The organism is Streptomyces sp. 796.1 (assembly GCF_047525675.1).
Taxonomy (GTDB): domain Bacteria; phylum Actinomycetota; class Actinomycetes; order Streptomycetales; family Streptomycetaceae; genus Streptomyces.
In genome coordinates this window covers 80,314-98,055 of sequence record NZ_JBLIWA010000045.1, presented here as the reverse complement: position 1 = coordinate 98,055, position 17,742 = coordinate 80,314, and the positions used below count along the sequence as shown (strand labels likewise).

The window sequence follows — 17,742 nt, the reverse complement described above, 5'->3', positions numbered from 1 at the left end:
GCCGTGGCCTGGGCGGCCGGGGCCTCCACCGGGGCAGCGGGGGCAGCGGCGGCGGCCGGTGCGGCGGTGCTGTTCGGGGCCGCGGCCGGGGTCGCGGGGCCGGTGGCGTCCGCGGTCTGGTCGGCGCCGTTCAGGTCGGCGCCCGCGGCGGGCGGCCCTGCGGGCCGGGAGGCGGCGCGGCGCCGGCGGCGCGGCGGCAGGGTGCCGCTGGGGCTGTCGCCCAGCGTGCCCTCGGCACCGGCGGTCCGGTGCGATCCCTGCGGGTCGTTGGATTCGTTAGGCTCAATTGGTTCGAGCATGCGGGCGGTTCTCCCGTCGCGCTCCCGGGCGCCGCGCCTGGTTCCGGCCACGGCCCCGCGTGATGTGCGCGGTACCGCCATCCGGGGCGCGGGCGCCGCACGGGAGCTGTTGTCTCGCTCGCCGGGTCCTTCTCTTCGGCACCGGCGAAAGTCTCCTGGTCAGTGCGCCTGCCGCAACCGGGTCGCTGCCCATCTACAGCGGCGCTTCGACGACCGTCCCTAGCTGGGACCCTCCGGCGCTCCCCCGCGAGCGGGCGATACTCCCGGCGTGGCAGTCGTGGCGGCGGCCGTGGGTTGGGCGGCCTTGACTGCCTCGCGGTCGGGCGCGAGCGGATCGGTCACCGTGCCGGACTCCTCGTCCAGCAGCCCCTGCGCCAGCCTGGTCACCGCAGCGGGGACCGGCGGCGCCAGGTCGGCCGTTGCACGGAGACCGGACAGCACGTCGTCGGGTCGCACGGCAGGTGTCACATGCCGAACAACCAGCCGCAGTATCGCACAGCCTTCGACGCCCGGCCTATCGGCCTGACCTGGGAGCGCTTCCAATCCGGCGACCGCTGCACGGGCGTCGAAGGTGCGCAACCCGTTTTTCGTACGGCGTTGCACTTCCACGATCTCGGCCGCCAGGAAGGCGGCCACGGCGTCCGCGGCGACGGTGTGCTCGACTCCGTCGAGCCGCAGTTCCCACACCGATGCCTGCAACCGGTCGGCCAGCCCCGAGGTGGCGGCTTCGACGGCGTCGGTGATGTCGAGGCCGTCCGGCAGGGAGGTGTTGAGCAGCGTCCGCACCTGCTCCGGGTCACGCCGCTCGGCGAGCTGGATCTCCAGGTACTCGGCCTCGCTGCCGGTGCCGGTGGGCGCGGCGTTCGCGTACGACACCTTGGGGTGCGGGGTGAAGCCCGCCGAGTACGCCATGGGGACTTCGGCGCGACGCAGGGCCCGCTCGAAGGCGCGCTGGAAATCGCGGTGGCTGGTGAACCGGAGGCGACCGCGCTTGGTGTAGCGCAGTCGGATGCGCTGCACCGCGGGTGCGGGCGGTGGGCCTTCGGGCTGTCGCTTGCCCAGGGGATGTCTCCTTGCGTCGGGCGGGCCTGAGCGTCAGCCCACGAAGGGGGCCGCACCGGCTGTCGCCTGCCCAGTGTCGTCGGGTCCTGCCCACCCCCGCATCGGCGCGGCGGTCGGCGCGTGGACCTTCTCCCTAGGGTACGCGTCGTACGTCGCCCGGCCTCGCGCCGGGTTCGGCGGGGGGTGTTCCCCGCACCGGGACCGCCTCGCGCGCGGCGGGGCGGGTCATCCGACCGTACGGGCGCGGGCGGCCCCTCGGCCGGGGACGGTCACCGCACGGCGGTCGGGGCGCGGGCGGCCCGGCCCCCGGCCCCGGTGGGCGGCAGCAGCCGGTTGCCGATGGGGGCCGATCCGCATGTCCCGGTCGATGTGGGGACAGACACCCCAGTCGAAACGCGGGGCCGGGCAGCGAGCCCGGCCCCGGTCGCGTCGCGCGCCGCCTACGACGGGGAGTTGCCCCCGACCACGGTCAGCGGCAGCAGCTTCTTGCCCGTCGGGCCGATCTGAATGTCGAGGTCGAGCTGGGGGCACACGCCGCAGTCGAAGCACGGGGTCCAGCGGCAGTCGTCGACCTCGGTCTCGTCCAGCGCGTCCTGCCAGTCCTCCCAGAGCCAGTCCTTGTCCAGGCCGGAGTCCAGGTGGTCCCAGGGCAGCACCTCTTCGTAGGTGCGCTCGCGGGTGGTGTACCAGTCGACGTCCACGCCGAAGGCGGGCAGCGTCGCCTCGGCGCACCGCATCCAGCGCTCGTACGAGAAGTGCTCGCGCCAGCCGTCGAACCGGCCGCCGTCCTCGTACACCGCGCGGATCACCGCGCCCACCCGCCGGTCGCCGCGCGAGAGCAGGCCCTCGACGATGCCGGGCTTGCCGTCGTGGTAGCGGAAGCCGATCGAGCGGCCGTACTTCTTGTCGCCGCGGATCTTGTCGCGCAGCTTCTCCAGGCGGGCGTCGGTCTCCTCGACGGACAGTTGCGGGGCCCACTGGAAGGGGGTGTGCGGCTTGGGCACGAACCCGCCGATGGAGACGGTGCAGCGGATGTCGTTGGACCCCGAGACCTCGCGGCCCTTGGCGATCACATTGACCGCCATGTCGCCGATCTGGAGCACGTCCTCGTCGGTCTCGGTGGGCAGCCCGCACATGAAGTACAGCTTCACCTGCCGCCAGCCGTTGCCGTACGCGGTGGCCACCGTTCGGATCAGGTCCTCTTCCGAGACCATCTTGTTGATGACCTTACGGATGCGCTCCGAGCCGCCCTCGGGGGCGAAGGTCAGGCCGGAGCGGCGGCCGTTGCGGGTGAGCTCGTTGGCCAGGTCGATGTTGAAGGCGTCCACCCGGGTGGAGGGCAGCGAGAGGCCGATCTTGTCCTCTTCGTACCGGTCAGCGAGGCCCTTGGCGATGTCGCCGATCTCGGTGTGGTCGGCCGACGAGAGCGAGAGCAGGCCGACCTCTTCGAAGCCGGTCGCCTTCAGGCCCCGGTCGACCATCTCGCCGATGCCGGTGATGCTGCGCTCGCGCACCGGGCGGGTGATCATGCCGGCCTGGCAGAACCGGCAGCCGCGGGTGCAGCCGCGGAAGATCTCGACCGACATCCGCTCGTGCACCGTCTCGGCCAGCGGGACCAGCGGCTGCTTGGGGTAGGGCCACTCGTCGAGGTCCATCACGGTGTGCTTGGAGACCCGCCACGGCACGCCGGAGCGGTTGGGCACCATGCGGGCGATGCGCCCGTCGGGCAGGTACTCCACGTCGTAGAAGCCCGGCACGTACACGCCGCCGGTCTTGGCGAGGCGCAGCAGCAGCTCCTCGCGGCCCCCGGGGCGGCCCTCGGACTTCCAGGCGCGGATGATTTCGGTGATCTCCAGGACGGCCTGTTCGCCGTCGCCGATGACGGCGCAGTCGATGAAGTCGGCGATCGGCTCCGGGTTGAACGCCGCGTGCCCGCCGGCGACGACGACCGGGTGCTCCTCGGTGCGCCGCGCGGCCTCCAGCGGAATGCCCGCGAGGTCGAGCGCGGTGAGCATGTTGGTGTAGCCGAGCTCGGTGGAGAAGCTCAGCCCGAAGACGTCGAAGGCGGCGACCGGGCGGTGGCTGTCCACGGTGAACTGCGGCACCTTGTGCTCGCGCATCAGCTCTTCGAGGTCGGGCCAGACGCTGTAGGTGCGCTCGGCGAGCACGCCGTCGCGCTCGTTGAGCACCTCGTACAGGATCATGACGCCCTGGTTGGGGAGACCGACCTCATAGGCGTCGGGGTACATGAGCGCCCAGCGGACGTCACACTCGTCCCACTTCTTCACGGTGGAGTTCAGCTCTCCACCCACGTACTGGATCGGCTTCTGCACATGCGGGAGCAGAGCTTCGAGCTGCGGGAAGACCGATTCGGCAGACATACCCGGGAACCTTCGTGAGCTGACGGGGGACACGCCCCTGCGCCGACGACGCGGGACGGGTGACCCTCAAGCCTAACCCGCCGCGCGGCAACGCTTCACCCGGTGATCGTCGGGGCGGGCCGCCGATCGCGACGGCGCAGGTCAGAGCGTTTTGCGCGGGTGCGGGGTGAGGGCGGCGGCCCAGACGTCCGGGAGTTCGCGTTCACGGGCGGCGGCCACGGCCTCCTCGCGGCCGTAGATGAGGCCGAGCGTGAAGGTGGACTCGCCCGCCGCGTGGGCCTGGACGGCGAGGTCGCGCAGGGCGGCGCGGGCCATCACGCTGTCCTGGTGGTCGCCGAGCACCTGCTGTACGCGCTGCATGTGGCGGGCCAGTTCGGCGGCGGCCGGGCCGAGCCCCGCCTCGGCCGCCTCGGCCGCGTACCTGGCCCGCTTGGCGGCCTTGCGTGCCACGTGCAGCGCCTCGTCCCGCGTCGCACCCGCGGGCTCCGCGAGCGCGGCTTCCACCTGGCGGGCGAGCCGGTCCACGTCGCGCAGCACCGCGGCGCGGACCACCTTGCGGGGCGGGCGGGCCGCGGCCTTGAGCAGCAGGGGCCGGCCGGCGGCGGAGAGCGGCTGGTCGTGCGGCGCGTACGGCGGGTGCGGCTGCTCGTCCGGCGCGGGCGTCCGGAAGGCGGCGAGCGCGTCCAGCAGCGCCAGGTAGCGGGGGCCGTCCAGCACCTCCACCACCTGCTGGCGGGAGCTCGCCCGCCGGCCGCTCGACCAGATCGTGAGCCGGGCCCTGACCGGGCCGAGCCGCAGCGGCCCCGGGACCGCGTCGAGGGCGGCGGTCAGCCGCTCCGTGAGCACCTCGCGATCGCGGTCCACGCCGAGCGCGCCGGCGAGCCACTTCAACTCCGCGCCCAGCGGATCGGTCACCGACCGGTCCACCACCGTGCGGTACGAGCGGAAGACGCTGCGCAGGCGGCGGGTGGCGACCCGCATCTGGTGCACGGCGTCCGGGGCTTCGAGCCGTACGGCCGGGTCCAGCGCGACGATCGCCGCGATCTGCCGACGTACGGCGGTGAGCACCACGTCCCCGGCGGTGCGGGCGGCGTGCTCGGGCTTGCTGTTCTTCGGCTTGCTGTTCTTGGGCCCCTTGGCCTTCGGCTTGCTGGCCTTGCGCTTGTCGGGCTTGGCCTTGCTGGTCTTGCGCTCGGCGTCCGGGGGCGGTGCCGGTGTCGTCGGGTCGGCCGCCGTGGCGGGTGCCGTCTCGGTCAGGGCACGGGCCAGTTTGGAACCCGTACGGGCCGGCCGCAGGCCGTGCGCGGCCAGGTGGTGGGCGACGGCGTCGAGCAACGCGGCTTCGCCGGCGGCCAGCTCGACCTCCACCTCCCACCAGTGGACGGCCGCGCCGCCTGCCGCGCGGCGCGCGCTGACCTCGTCGGCGCTGACCTCCGCGAGCCGTGCGCCGGCCGCGTCGAGCAGGTGCCACACGGTGCGCCGGGTGCGGAGTTCGACCAGCGGCAGCAGGTCGGCGGCGCGGGTACGGGAGCGGGCCAGGGCGGCGAGTTCGGCGGGCAGCGCGTCGGCGAGCGGGGCCCGGACCTCGTCCCTGACCAGGTCGCCGGCGCCGCCCGAACGCCGGACGCCGCCCGGCAGCGCCGGGAGCTTGAGGTGCCAGCCGGCGTCGGAACCACCGGTGCGGCGGCGCAGCGTCACGCCGTCCGCGGCGAGCCGCTGGTCGGCCGTGTCGTAGTAGGTGGCGTCCAGTGCGCTGACGCCCTGCTCCGCGACGCGGGCGACGCCCGGCAGTTCGGCGAGGCCGGCCAGCGCCGCGCCGTCGATCGGCGCGGCGCCCGGTGCGGCCTCGTACTTCCGCTCGATCTCTCGCACGGTGTGGGCCATGGGGCGCAATGTACGCCGCAGGGCCTGGTCGGGCGAGCCCGTACGGGCGGCCCCTGTCACGGGGCCGGCGGCACCGCGCGGCCCTGTTCCGCCGCCCCGCTCCCCTCTTCTCCCGTTCTCCTCCCGTTCTCCTCCCGTCGCCGGTGGTGGCCGCGCGAGCGGTCGCCGGGCCCGCGTCGGTACGCGGACCGGGCCTGCGGCGGCGCCTGCCGCGGGGCGCCGCCGAGTGCGCGCCGGGGGTGCTGCCCAAAGCTGCCGCCCGGGGTCAGCGCGCCCCCAGGTGGCGGGCGAAGAAGCCCCGCACCAGATGGCGCAGCAACGGGATGGAGCGGGTCGGCGGGGCGGCGCCGACCAGGGCGTTCCGCTGCGCCTCGGTGATCAGCCCGGCCCGCTGCAACTGGGGCGCCAGCGCCGCGTGGTCGGTGAGCGTGGCGTGGTTGGCGGCGGAGAGTTGGCGCCAGGTGGTGCGGCCCCGCGGGTGGCCGAGCATCGCCGACCAGGAGCGCTCGTACTCGGCGTCGCGGAAGCCGTCGGTGCCCACCAGGAGCAGCGGCCGGTCCACCCCGTAGGCGGCCACCGGGAAGAGCGGCCCCGGGCGGCCCGCGGGGGTGCCCGGGTGGCTCAGATGTCCCTCCAGATTGACCGCTGCCCCGATACGCCGGTCGTCGTAGAGCGCCTGCGCCGCGGTGGTGCCGCCCGCCGAGTGGCCGTAGACGCCCACCCGGTGCGGGTCGATCGCCTGGGCCAGACCTCGGGGCAGGGCGCGCCGCCCCGCGCCCGGGGCGGCCCCGGTCGCCGCCGCCAGCAGCCGGTCCAGGACGAAGCGGACGTCGGCGATCCGTACCGCGATCACGGTCGCGAAGAGCTCCGGATCGGCGCGCGGGTCGCCCCGGAACTCCGTCTCGCGGAGCGTGCCGTCCGGGAACTCCACCTCGCTGGCGTCGCCCGGGTGGTCGATCGTGACCACGATCGACCCGTGGCTGGCCAACTCCTCGGCCAGGCAGGTGCCGAGGGTGCGCGGTTCGCCGCCGCCCGGCGTGTAGAGCAGTACGGGGCGCCGCCGGCCGGCCCTGACCGGCGCGTCCCGGCGGGCGTGGGTGAGGGTGGCGGCCCAGTCCACGCCCGTCGCGGGCAGCAGCCCCGGGTGCAGCCGCGGGGCCCAGTCGGCGAACGACGCCGCCGCCCGCGCCGTCATCTGCGGCACCAGCGGCCGGCCGGCGCCGCCGCGGGCCGGGTACCACACGGTCACCATCACCTCGCGGCGCGTGCCCGGCCGCCACGGGTCGGCACGCTCCGGATCGACCAGGTGCAGCACCCGGGCCCCGATCGGATACGGCCCACTCGGCGCCGGCAGCCGCAGCGTGACGTCGACGCTGCGGGGTGCGTTGTGGGGTGCGCTTCTGGAGGTGCTGCCGGGTGCGGCGCCTGGTGTCGTGCCGGATGCGGTGTTGGGTGCGCTGTCGGGCCTCGCGCCCGGCGCCGCGGTGGGCGCCCCGTACGGGGTCGACGTGCGCGCCGGGCCCGCCCCCGCGCGGTCCGTCGCCGGGCGGGCCGTCGCGGCGCCGGCGCAGGCCAGCACGGCGCCCCAGGCCGCTGCGCCGACCACCGCCCGCCGTGCGATGCGGCCCGGCCGCGGGCCGGCACCCGCACCGGGCGGCCCGACCACCGGCACCCCCTCCGCTCCCCCGGCCCGGGCAGCCCCCGCCCGTGGCCCGCCCCCCTGTCGGTGCACCCCGTTCTCGCCGTAGCCCATGCCCCACGCCCCTTCCACATCCGCGTTCGCGTCCGCACCCGCGTCGACTTCCGCGCCCGCACGGTCCGACCGTGCGACCCGGCGCCCCCGGGTGGGGGCACGCCCGGAATACTGGGCCGGGCGCCGGGGCCCGGACGAGCCTTGCGGTCCCCGTCGAAACGCTGGCGCCAGGGCACCGGGAGGCGTAGTGATCCGCATCCACCTCACCGCGGCCGACCTGGCCCGGGTCCGTTTCGCGCCGCGGCCGGCGCCGCTTCTGGAGCTCAACACGGCGCTGCTGACGCTCGGTCACCCGGGTGGGGCGCTGCGGTACGGGCCCTGGCGGGAGCGGCTGCTGCACCGGTTGCCGCGCGCCGTCGAGCCGCTGCGCGACCTGGTCCCGGCCGGCGTGGCACCGTCCTTCCTCGACGTGTTCAGCGACGACCTGCGCGCCGCGCTCGACGCACCGCGCGCCACCCCCGCGCCCCTGGTCCGCGCCGAACTCGCCCGGGTCTACGCCGCCGCACCGGGCCCGCCCCCGCCCTGGGTGCGCGACCTGCACCGCGGCGACGCAAGCGGCTGGCAGGTGCTGCACCGTGCGCAGCGCGCGGCCTTCGACGCGGTCATCGGGCCGGTGTGGCCGCTGGTGCAGGAGATGCACCGGGCGGAGTTCGCCCGCTACGCGCTGACCGCGGCCGAGGCGGGCGTCGGGGCGGCGCTCACCGCGGCCGTGCCCGGCTCCGTACTGCGCGCGGACACCTGGGAGTTGCCCGCCCCGCACCACCTGGAGCTACGGCCGGCGGGCCGGGGGCTCACGCTCCTGCCGACCTTCCACTGGCCCGGCCACCCGCTCGTCGCCGACCTGCCGGAGCAGGACCGGTCGGAGCAGAACCGGCCGCCGTACGTGACGTACCCGGCGGGCCCCGGCATCCCGCTCACGCCGGCGGCGGCCGACGGCTCCGACACGGCGCTCGCCGCGGTGCTCGGCCGCACCCGGCACCGGGCCCTGCTGTTGCTCGCCGACGACCACACCACCGGTGACCTCGCCCGCCGCCTCGGCGTCGGGGCCGCGACCGCGTCCGCGCACGCGGCGGCGCTCCGCGGCGCCGGCCTGATCAGCACGGTCCGCGCCGGCCGCGCCGTACTCCACCGGCGCACCCCGCTTGGCACCCTGCTGATCGGCCGCCACCAGGGCGGCGGGACGCCACCGCGACCGCTGTCGGCCCACCCCTCGTAGCGCACCCGGCCGCCGGCCGGCCCCACGTCACCGCCCCGGCCCACCGGTCACTGGCGCCCCGGGCCCGCCACCCCACACCCGGCCCGTGCCCCGCCACCGGCCCGCAGGCCCGTGCCCCGCAGCCCCACCGCAGGCCGGCGACCCGCTCGCCCGCCGCCGTCGCTCCGGCCGGCGCCCCGCAGTCCCCGCGCCCGTCAACCCGCCCGCTGGGCGATCAGTACGGCTAGCCCGTCCAGGATGCGGTGGAGGCCGAACTCCCACGCCTGGTCCTGGCCGTGTGAGCGGGCCGCCTCGTCGATGGCCGCGGTGACCGCGGGGAAGCGTTCGCCGTGCTCCTGCATCAACGCACCGAGGATCGCGCCGAGTTGGGCCTCGGGGTTGCCTTCGGGGCCGGCCGCCCGGGACTGCTGGGTGATGCCGCGTACGTGCCCGACCAACAGCACGGCCGCATCCATCCGCTCGGCGCCGCCGAGCCCCGTACCGTCCAGTGCGCTCACTGCGCGCTCCATCCAGGACAGTTCCCCGGGGCCCACCACCCGCGGCCCGACGGTGGCCTCAAGCACCCAGGGGTGCTGCCGGAAGCGGGCGAGCAACGCCTGCGCCCACCGCGCGAGTTGCTCCCGCCAGTCGCCGGCCGGCTCCGCCGGTGCCGGGCAGGGGCCGATGGCGGCGTCGACCATCAACGCGACCAGTTCGGCCCGGCCCGGCACGTACCGGTACAGCGCCATCTTCGTGACACCAAGCCGCCCGGCGACCCGCTGCATGGCGAGGTCTGCCAGCCCGTCCGCGTCGGCGATCTCGATGCCGGCGCGGGCGATGCGCTCCAGGTCGAGGGTGGGGCGCGGGCCCCGCGCGGGCCGCGGGCGCGCCCCCCACAGCAGCCGCACCGTCTCGGCGTACTCGTCCGCCACGCCCGTCTCCCCTTCGTCGCCCTCGCGCCTTGCGGCACCCGTTAACTGCGTCTACGGTACACAGTATTCAACAGCGTCCACCGGACACAGTTGCGCTGCACGGCCCACCGGGGCGGTGATCGCTGGCCTCCCCGCGCCCCGCGCCCGTGCGACCCATGCGGCCCGGCTGGTACCGCCCGTACGCCCCATGCGACCCGCAGCCCGTGCCGCCCCATCCCCGACCCCGCAGCACCCAAGGAGCACCCCGTGCCCACGAACGTCCTCATCTCCGGCGCCAGCATCGCCGGACCCGCGCTCGCCTACTGGCTGGGGCGGCACGGCTTCCGCCCCACCGTCGTCGAACTGGCCCCCGCGCTGCGCACCGGCGGGCAGGCCGTCGACTTCCGCGGCGAGACCCACCTCACCGTCCTGGAGCGCATGGGCCTGCTGCCCGAACTGCGCCGCATCCAGACCGGCGGCACCCCGATGCGCTTCGTGGACGAGGCCGGCCGGCCCCTGCTCGACCTGCCGGCCGAGTTCGCCGGCGGCGCCATCGAGGTACTGCGCGGCGACCTGTCCCGGGTGCTGTACGAGCGCAGCGCTCCGTACACCGAGTACGTCTTCGGCGACTCGATCGCCGCCATCGACGAGAGTGCGGACGGCGTACGGGTGACCTTCGCCAGCGGCGTCGTACGCGACTTCGACCTGGTCATCGGCGCCGACGGGCTGCACTCCCGGGTCCGCAGCCTGGCCTTCGGACCCGAGGAGCGCTACGTCAGCCACCTCGGCTACTACGCCGCCACCTGGCAGTTGCCGCGGCCCGCAGAGCCGGTGCTGACCCGGGGTTCGGTCGGCTACAACGTGCCGGGGCGGCTCGCGTCCGTCGGCCCGGACCACCGGGACCCGGGCCTGGCCGGCGCGTTCTTCGTCTTCGCCGCGCCCGAGTTGGCGTACCACCGGCACGACACGGAGCAGCAGAAGCGGCTGGTCGCCGACGCGTTCGCCGGGCTCGGCTGGGTGGTGCCCGAACTCCTTGACTCGCTGCGCCGGGCGCCCGACCTGTACTTCGACTCGATCAGCCGGGCCGACGTGGACACCTGGTCCGCCGGGCGCGTCTGCCTGGTCGGTGACGCCGCCTGCGGGGCCACGATCGGCGGCATGGGCACCGGCACCGCGCTGGTCGCCGCCTACGTGCTGGCCGGTGAGCTCGCCCGCGCGGCGGGCGACCACCGGACGGCCTTCGCGCGGTACGAGGGCCTGCTGCGGAAGTACGCCACCGGTTGCCAGGTCGGTGGTGACCGCACCGGCAAGTTCCTCGCCCCCGGCACCGCCACGGGGCTACGCCTGCGCAACGCGCTGCTGTCCCGCCCGCTGTTCCTGAACGGCATGCTGAAGCTCGGCGAGAAGGTCAGCAGCACCCTGGCGCTGCCCGACTATCCGGTGCCTGACCACCCGGCGGCCGAGCGCCCGGTGCCCGCGCACCCGGACCCCGACCTGCCGGCGGCCGGCCCCCCGCAGCCCACCCCGCACGCCCCCCGATGACCCGCCGCACGCCCCACAAACGACACGCCCCCACACGCCAACGCCCCGGCGCCCCCTCCCCGCCGAACGCGGGAGGGGCGCCGGGGCGCCGGACGGGTACGGCGGGCCCGCGCGGGCGGGGCGCCGTCAGGCCGATATCGGCCGCTGCACCTTGATCGACTGCAACAGGCCGATCGCTATCCAGGCGGCGAACATCGACGTGCCGCCGTACGAGACGAAGGGCAGTGGCAGCCCGGTGACCGGCATGATGCCGAGCGTCATGCCGATGTTCTCGAAGGACTGGAACGCGAACCAGGCGATGACGCCGGCCGCCACGATCGTGCCGTACAGCTCGGGTGCGTTCCTGGCGATCCGGCAGGCGCGCCACAGCACCACGCCCACCAGCAGGATGATGAGCCCGCCGCCGAGGAAGCCGAGTTCCTCGCCGGCCACCGTGAAGACGAAGTCGGTCTGCTGCTCGGGCACGAACTGACCCGTCGTCTGGCTGCCGTTGAACAGGCCGGCGCCGCGGAGCTGGCCCGAGCCGATCGCGATGCGGGCCTGGTTGGTGTTGTAGCCGACGCCGGCCGGGTCGAGCGCCGGGTTGGCGAACGCCGCGAACCGGTCGATCTGGTACTGGTCCAGGATCTTGAGCTGCCAGATCAGCACGATGCCCAGGATGCCGGTGCCGATGATGCCGGCGATCCAGCGGTTGGACGCGCCGGAGGCCAACAGCACCGCCAGCACGATGACGGCCATCACCATCACCGAACCGAGGTCCGGCATCAGCAGCACGATCGCGATCGGCACGGCCGCGATGCCCAGCGACTGGAGCACCGTGCGGTGGTCCGGGTAGGCGCGGTCCCCCGCGTCCACCTTGGCCGCCAGCAGCATCGCCATCCCCAAGATGATCGTCACCTTGGTGAACTCCGACGGCTGGAGCGAGAAGCCGCCGGGCAGTTGGATCCAGGAGTGCGCGCCGTTGACCGTCGAGCCCAGCGGCGACAGCACCGCGAGCACCAGCACCACCGACAGCACGTACAGCACCGGCACCGCGCCGCGCAGCGTGCGGTGGCCCAGCCAGATGGTGGCGATCATCAGCCCGAGGCCGATGCTGGTGTTCAGGGTGTGCCGGAAGAGGAAGGAGTACTGGTCGCCGCCGGTGAGCTCGGTGCGGTTGCGGGTGGCGGAGTAGACCAGCACGGCACCCATCGCGGACAGCGCGAGCGCCGAGAACATCAGCGTCCAGTCCAGCCGCCGCACGATCGAGTCGCGCGCCGTCAGCTTGCCCCAGGCGCCGGGCTCCGGCGAGAACCTGCGTACGAAGAATCCGTCCGATGCGGTCACTGGCCCCGCCTCCCAGCCGCGGCGAGCGGCAGCGTGCCTGCGGTGGGCGCGGTGACCGGCCGGTCACCGGCGTCCAGGGTGGTCACCGGCGTCCGACCGAGCTCACCCGCGGCGAGCACCGGCGCCTCCTCGGTCGGCTTGGCCTTCTTCGGCGGCTTGATGTGCGGCGCCTCGATCGTGCCGTCCTTCTCGATCTTGGGCAGGGTGCGCTGCGGCGTCGGCAGCAGCGCCTTCTTCTTGTCGATCTCGCCCTTGGCGTCCACGCCGTACAGGGCGCTGTAGATGTTGCGCACGGCAGGCCCGGAGGCGCCGGAGCCGGTGCCGCCCTGGGAGATCGTCATGACGATCGTGTAGTCCTTGGTGTACGAGGCGAACCACGAGGTGGTCTGCTTGCCGTAGACCTCGGCGGTGCCGGTCTTGGCGTGCATCGGGATCTTGTCCTGCGGCCAGCCGCCGAACCGCCAGGCCGCCGAGCCGCCCGTGACCACGCCGGCCAGCGCCGCGTCCACCTTGTCCCGGGTGTCGCCGCGCATCGGCAGCTTGCCGTGCGAGGTCGGCTTGACCTCCTTGACCTGCTTGCCGTCCGGGCTGATCACGGCCTTGCCGACGGTCGGGTCGTAGAGCGTGCCGCCGTTGCTGATGGCGCTGTAGATCGTCGCCATCTGTATCGGCGTCACCAGGGTGTCGCCCTGTCCGATGGAGTAGTTGACGCTGTCACCGGCGCGCATCTTCATGCCCTCGGCGCAGTTCTCGCGGGCGACCCGGGTGGCGTAGTCGTCCTTCTTCGACTTCGCCTGCTTGCACCAGACGTCCTTGTTGGCCTTGTAGTAGTCCTTCTTCCACTGCCGGTCAGGCACCCGCCCGGCGACCTCGCCCGGCAGGTCGATGCCGGTCTCCTCGCCGAGTCCGAACTGGTGGGCCGTCTTGTAGAAGTAGTCGCCCGGCTTCTTCTTCGGGTTGTTCCCGCCGTCCTTCTGCCACTGCTTGTACGCGAGGTCGTAGAAGACGGTGTCGCAGGAGACTTCGAGGGCCCGGCCGAGGTCGATCGGGCCGTACCCCTTGGACTCGAAGTTCTTGAAGACCTGGCCGCCGATGTTGAAGGCGCTACTACAGTCGTACTTGTTGTCGAAGGCGTAGCCGGCGTTGACCGCTGCGGTCGCCGAGATGACCTTGAAGATCGAGCCGGGCGCGGCCTGGCCCTGGATGGCCCGGTTGAGCAGCGGGTAGTTGGAGTCCTTGCCGGTCAGCCGCTGGTAGTCCTTGCCGGAGATGCCACCGACCCAGGCGTTGGGGTCGTACGTCGGGTTGGAGGCCATCGACACGATGCGGCCGGTCTTGGACTCCATCACCACCACGGCGCCCGCGTCCGCCTTGTAGTTCTGGTTGGTGTTGCGGTCGTGCTCCTTGCGCGCGGCCTTCATCGCCGCGTCGAGCTCCTTCTCCGCTATGGCCTGTACGCGGGCGTCGATGCTGGTGACGACGGTCGAGCCGGGCACCGCCGCATCGCTCTTGCCCTTGCCGATGACGCGCCCGAGGTTGTCCACCTCGTACCGGGTGACGCCGGCCTTGCCGCGGAGCTGGCTGTCATAGGTGCGCTCCAGGCCCGAGCGGCCGATCTGGTCGGCGCGCAGCAGCGGCGACTCGCTGTCCTCGGCCTTCTTGATCTCGTCGTCGGTGACCGGCGAGAGGTAGCCGAGCACCTGCGCGGTGTTGGCGTCGCCGGGCGCGGCGTAGCGGCGCACGGCGGTGGGCTCGGCGCTGATGCCGGGGAAGTCCTCGGCCCGCTCGCGGATCTGGAGGGCCTGCTGGGTGGTGGCCTCGTCGGTGATCGGGATGGGCTGGTACGGGGAGCCGTTCCAGCACGGCTGCGGCGTCTTGGCGTCGCACAGCCGCACCTTGTCGGTGACCTCCTTGGGCTCCAGGTCCAGCACCTCGGCCAGCCGGGTGAGCACCGCCTCGCCGTCGTCGGCCATCTTCATCAGCTCGGTGCGGCTGGCGGATACCACCAGCCGGGTCTGGTTGTCGGCCAGCGCCACGCCCCTGGCGTCCAGGATGGAGCCGCGCACGGCGGGCTCGATGACCTGCTGCACGTGGTTGTTGTTGGCCTGGTTGCTGTACTCGTCGCCGTTGCGGATCTGCAAGTACCACAGCCGGCCGCCGAGCGTCAGCAGCAGCGAGAAGACCAGGATCTGAATGGCCACCAGCCGGATCGTGACCCGGGTGGTCCGCCCGGTCTCCGGGATGTTGGTCACCGTCGCCCCCTCGGCGGTCGATGCGAGTGGTCCTGTGGGCCCGGGTACGCGGGGTCCTGTCGGCCCGGGTACGCGGCCCCCGTCGGCGCCTGCCGCCTCACAGCCGCTTGACCCCCTTGAGCTTGATGCGGCCCGGCTTGCTCTTGGCCGGCTTGGCCAGCAGGTCGCTGCGCGGGCTGGCGATCTTTGCCGACTTGCCGAGCCTGATGGACTTGCCGAGCCGGGCGGGCTTGCCGGTCCTGGCCGCCTTGCCCCAGCCGGCGCCGCTGCTGCCGGAGCCGGCCGACAGCCAGCCGAGCGCACCCTCGCCGGCACCGCCGGAGGAGCCGCCGCCGTCGCTGAGCGGGTGGCTCTCGGTGCGCCGGGCCAGCGCCATCACCAGCGGTACGACGAACGGCGCCAGCAGCAGGTCGTAGACGGCCGCGGTGAACAGCAACTTGCCGAGCCCGACCTGACGGGCCGCGTCGTCCCCGACCAGCGCGCCGACCGCCGCGTACAGCAGGGTGGCGCCGATCGCCGCGCCGACCACCACCAGCATCGGTCCGGTGGCCGAGCGCAGTTGGCCCTTCTCGGGCTTGGCGAGACCGGCCAGGTAGCCGATGACGCACAGCACCAGCGCGTACCGGCCGGCGGCGTGGTCCGCCGGTGGGGCGAAGTCGATGAGCAGGCCGGCGCCGAAGCCGATCAGCGCGCCGCCGGTGTGCCCGTAGACCAGCGCGAGACCGAGCACGACCAGCAGCAGCAGATCGGGCACCGCGCCCGGTAGCTGCAACCTGGCCAACACGGTGACCTGCACGATCAGCGCGAAGACCACCAGCAGGATGGAGAGCGAGATGCGTTTCACTGGGCTGCGCCTCCGGGCTTGGTGGTCGCGCTCGGGTTGACCGTGACGGTGACCGTGGGGTTGGGCTTCTTCGCCGGCTTGGGCGGCAGCACCTCGTCGCGCGGGTTGGTGCGCGGCGGCTTGACGACGACGCCGACGATGTCGAGCTTGCTGAAGCCCACGTACGGGCGGACCTGGACGCTGCGGGTCAGGTCGCCGCGCGCGGGGTCGACCCGGACCACCTCACCGACCGGCACGCCGGGCACGAACGGCCGGTCGGCGCGGGAGCCGAAGGTGACCATCCGGTCGCCCTTCTTCACCTTGGCCTTGCCGTTGAGGAGTTGGACGCGCAGCGAGCGGTCGCCCTGTCCGGTGGCGAAGCCGAGCTCGCCGGTCTTCTCCAGCCGGGTGCCGACGGTGAAGTCGGGGTCGTTGGCGAGCAGCACGGTGGAGGTCGAGGGGCCGACCGTGGTGACCCGGCCGACCAGTCCGTCACCGTTGATGACGGTCATGTCGCGGGCGAGGCCGTCGTTGCTGCCGGCGTCGATGGTGACCGTCCAGGAGAAGCCCTGGGCGGCTCCTATCGCGATCACCTCGGCGCCCTTGATGCCGTACTGGCCGCGGCCGGCGGTCTTGAGCAGCTTGTCGAGTTCGGCGACGCGCGCGCGGTTGCGGTCGTCGCTGCCCAGCTTGTGCTTGAGCTCGGCGTTCTCCCGTTCCAGGGTGCTGATGCGGTCGTGTCGCTCGTCGGAGTCCCGTACCGCGGCGATGGCGTTGCCGACCGGGTCGACGGCGGTGGCCACGGTGTCCTCGACCGGGCCGAAGACCGTCTGGGCCGCCGTGCGCGGCTTGTCGAGCGGGGAGTCCTCGCCACCGCGGATGTCCACAGTGATCAGAGCGAACGCGATGGCGACCAGCAGCACTAGTAGCAGCCGGCTCTCTCGGGTGTCCCTCACGTACGGCGGCCGTGCCTTCCTCGTTGGACCGGCCGGTCCAAGGCGGCGGCCGGTCGGGGCGTCCTACCTGGATACGAACGCTGTCCCGGGGGACCGCGTCCAGAGTTTTGGGGGGTCTCCACGCATCCCGTTGCGCGGGAGGCGTGCGCACGGCGCAGGGCGCACCCGGTGCCGGTGATGCGACGCGTGGCGTCCTTCGGGACCCGTGCGACTCATTATGCGGGGGTTCCACCGCGCCGGAACGCGGCTACCCGCGCGGCGGAACCCGTTCACCCGACCGTTGGTTCAGCGGCGCGGCTGGGAGTCGAGGACCTGCTGGAGCGCCTCGAACTCCTCCACGCACTTGCCCGAGCCGAGGGCCACCGAGTCCAGCGGGTCCTCGGCGATGTGGATGGGCATGCCGGTCTCGCGGCGCAGCCGCTCGTCGAGCCCGCGCAGCAGCGCGCCACCGCCGGTGAGCACGATGCCCCGGTCCATCACGTCGCCGGACAGCTCGGGCGGGCACTTGTCGAGCGTGGTCTTCACGGCGTCGACGATCGAGTTGACGGGCTCCTCGATGGCCTTGCGCACCTCGGCCGCGGAGATCACCACCGTCTTGGGCAACCCGCTGACCAGGTCACGGCCGCGGATCTCGGTGTGCTCCTCCTGCTCCGACTCGTACGCCGAACCGATGGTGATCTTGATGTTCTCGGCCGTGCGCTCACCGAGCAGGAGGCTGTACTCCTTCTTGATGTGCTGGATGATCGCGTTGTCGAGCTCGTCGCCGGCCACCCGGATGGACTGCGCCGTGACGATTCCGCCGAGCGAGATGACCGCGACCTCGGTGGTGCCGCCGCCGATGTCCACCACCATGTTGCCGGTGGCCTCGTGCACCGGCAGGCCGGAGCCGATCGCCGCGGCCATCGGCTCCTCGATGATGTGCACCTGGCGGGCACCCGCCTGGGTGGACGCCTCGATCACGGCGCGTCGCTCGACCCCGGTGATGCCGCTGGGCACGCAGACCACGACGCGCGGCCGGGCCAGATAGCGGCGCTTGTGGATCTTCAGAATGAAATAGCGGAGCATCCGCTCGGTGATCTCAAAGTCGGCGATAACGCCGTCCTTCAAGGGGCGTACGGCGACGATGTTCCCCGGCGTACGGCCGATCATCTTCTTCGCTTCGGCACCCACGGCGAGAATGCCGCCCGTGTTGGTGTTGATCGCGACAACAGACGGCTCGTTGAGGACGATCCCGCGGCCTCTGACGTAAACCAGCGTGTTGGCGGTCCCGAGGTCGACAGCCATGTCACGGCCGATGAACGACATGTTGTTCCCCATGAGGATGCGTCTGGCCTTCCCAACTGGAGCGAATGCTTAAT

General features: G+C 73.3%; 13 protein-coding genes. 2 read left to right on the top strand and 11 right to left on the bottom strand.

Annotation, left to right across the window (positions count from 1 at the left end):
• From ACMA1D_RS26785 to ACMA1D_RS26765, 5 genes are all read right to left on the bottom strand, one after another.
• On the bottom strand, window positions 1-299 hold a 299-nt coding region (locus ACMA1D_RS26785; RefSeq protein ID WP_414726570.1), incomplete at its 3' end, for a hypothetical protein.
• A gap of 219 nt (window positions 300-518) precedes the next feature.
• On the bottom strand, window positions 519-1,319 hold the full coding sequence (locus tag ACMA1D_RS26780; RefSeq protein WP_414726569.1) for a TIGR03936 family radical SAM-associated protein: 801 nt from the start codon (window positions 1,317-1,319) through the stop codon (window positions 519-521).
• A gap of 482 nt (window positions 1,320-1,801) precedes the next feature.
• Window positions 1,802-3,742 (bottom strand): TIGR03960 family B12-binding radical SAM protein, encoded by a 1,941-nt coding sequence (locus tag ACMA1D_RS26775; protein WP_414726568.1) that lies wholly within the window; start codon window positions 3,740-3,742, stop codon window positions 1,802-1,804.
• A gap of 141 nt (window positions 3,743-3,883) precedes the next feature.
• Window positions 3,884-5,626, bottom strand: coding sequence for a CHAD domain-containing protein (locus ACMA1D_RS26770; protein ID WP_414726567.1), 1,743 nt, complete (start codon window positions 5,624-5,626; stop codon window positions 3,884-3,886).
• 265 nt (window positions 5,627-5,891) lie between these two features.
• Complete coding sequence (locus ACMA1D_RS26765) at window positions 5,892-7,298, bottom strand: alpha/beta hydrolase (protein WP_414726566.1); 1,407 nt, start codon at window positions 7,296-7,298, stop codon at window positions 5,892-5,894.
• 268 nt (window positions 7,299-7,566) lie between these two features.
• Between ACMA1D_RS26765 and ACMA1D_RS26760 the strand changes: the two genes are divergently transcribed.
• Window positions 7,567-8,595 (top strand): ArsR family transcriptional regulator, encoded by a 1,029-nt coding sequence (locus ACMA1D_RS26760; RefSeq protein ID WP_414726565.1) that lies wholly within the window; start codon window positions 7,567-7,569, stop codon window positions 8,593-8,595.
• A gap of 194 nt (window positions 8,596-8,789) precedes the next feature.
• Here ACMA1D_RS26760 and ACMA1D_RS26755 read toward each other — a convergent pair whose 3' ends face one another.
• Window positions 8,790-9,506, bottom strand: a complete 717-nt coding sequence (locus tag ACMA1D_RS26755; RefSeq protein WP_414726564.1) for a TetR/AcrR family transcriptional regulator — start codon at window positions 9,504-9,506, stop codon at window positions 8,790-8,792.
• Between the two features lie 246 nt (window positions 9,507-9,752).
• Between ACMA1D_RS26755 and ACMA1D_RS26750 the strand changes: the two genes are divergently transcribed.
• A complete protein-coding gene (locus ACMA1D_RS26750; protein ID WP_414726563.1) occupies window positions 9,753-11,027 on the top strand; it encodes an FAD-dependent monooxygenase in 1,275 nt (424 codons plus the stop codon).
• A gap of 126 nt (window positions 11,028-11,153) precedes the next feature.
• On the opposite strand, the gene rodA is transcribed toward ACMA1D_RS26750, so the two are convergent.
• From rodA to ACMA1D_RS26725, 5 genes are all read right to left on the bottom strand, one after another.
• Window positions 11,154-12,353 carry a rod shape-determining protein RodA gene (gene rodA / locus ACMA1D_RS26745; RefSeq protein WP_414726562.1) on the bottom strand — a complete coding sequence of 400 codons (1,200 nt, stop codon included), beginning with the start codon at window positions 12,351-12,353 and terminating at the stop codon, window positions 11,154-11,156.
• Window positions 12,350-14,605 carry a penicillin-binding protein 2 gene (gene mrdA, locus ACMA1D_RS26740; RefSeq protein ID WP_414726561.1) on the bottom strand — a complete coding sequence of 752 codons (2,256 nt, stop codon included), beginning with the start codon at window positions 14,603-14,605 and terminating at the stop codon, window positions 12,350-12,352. The genes rodA and mrdA overlap by 4 nt, the downstream gene beginning before the upstream one ends.
• A 97-nt stretch (window positions 14,606-14,702) precedes the next feature.
• Entirely contained in the window at window positions 14,703-15,449 is a 747-nt protein-coding gene (gene mreD, locus ACMA1D_RS26735) for a rod shape-determining protein MreD (RefSeq protein ID WP_414726560.1), read from the bottom strand.
• The gene (mreC, locus tag ACMA1D_RS26730) at window positions 15,446-16,384 is read right to left on the bottom strand and encodes a rod shape-determining protein MreC (RefSeq protein ID WP_414726559.1); all 939 of its coding nucleotides are present in this window, start codon (window positions 16,382-16,384) and stop codon (window positions 15,446-15,448) included. Before mreC ends, mreD begins: the two co-directional genes overlap by 4 nt.
• 285 nt (window positions 16,385-16,669) lie before the next feature.
• Window positions 16,670-17,689, bottom strand: coding sequence for a rod shape-determining protein (locus tag ACMA1D_RS26725; RefSeq protein ID WP_349993836.1), 1,020 nt, complete (start codon window positions 17,687-17,689; stop codon window positions 16,670-16,672).
• Window positions 17,690-17,742 lie beyond the last annotated feature (53 nt).

Bases quoted from the DNA above. Each gene is read 5' to 3' on its own strand.
- ACMA1D_RS26775 (WP_414726568.1), bottom strand. From the start codon at position 3,742: ATGTCTGCCGAATCGGTCTTCCCGCAGCTCGAAGCTCTGCTCCCGCAT.
- ACMA1D_RS26770 (WP_414726567.1), bottom strand. From the start codon at position 5,626: ATGGCCCACACCGTGCGAGAGATCGAGCGGAAGTACGAGGCCGCACCG.
- ACMA1D_RS26725 (WP_349993836.1), bottom strand. From the start codon at position 17,689: ATGTCGTTCATCGGCCGTGACATGGCTGTCGACCTCGGGACCGCCAAC.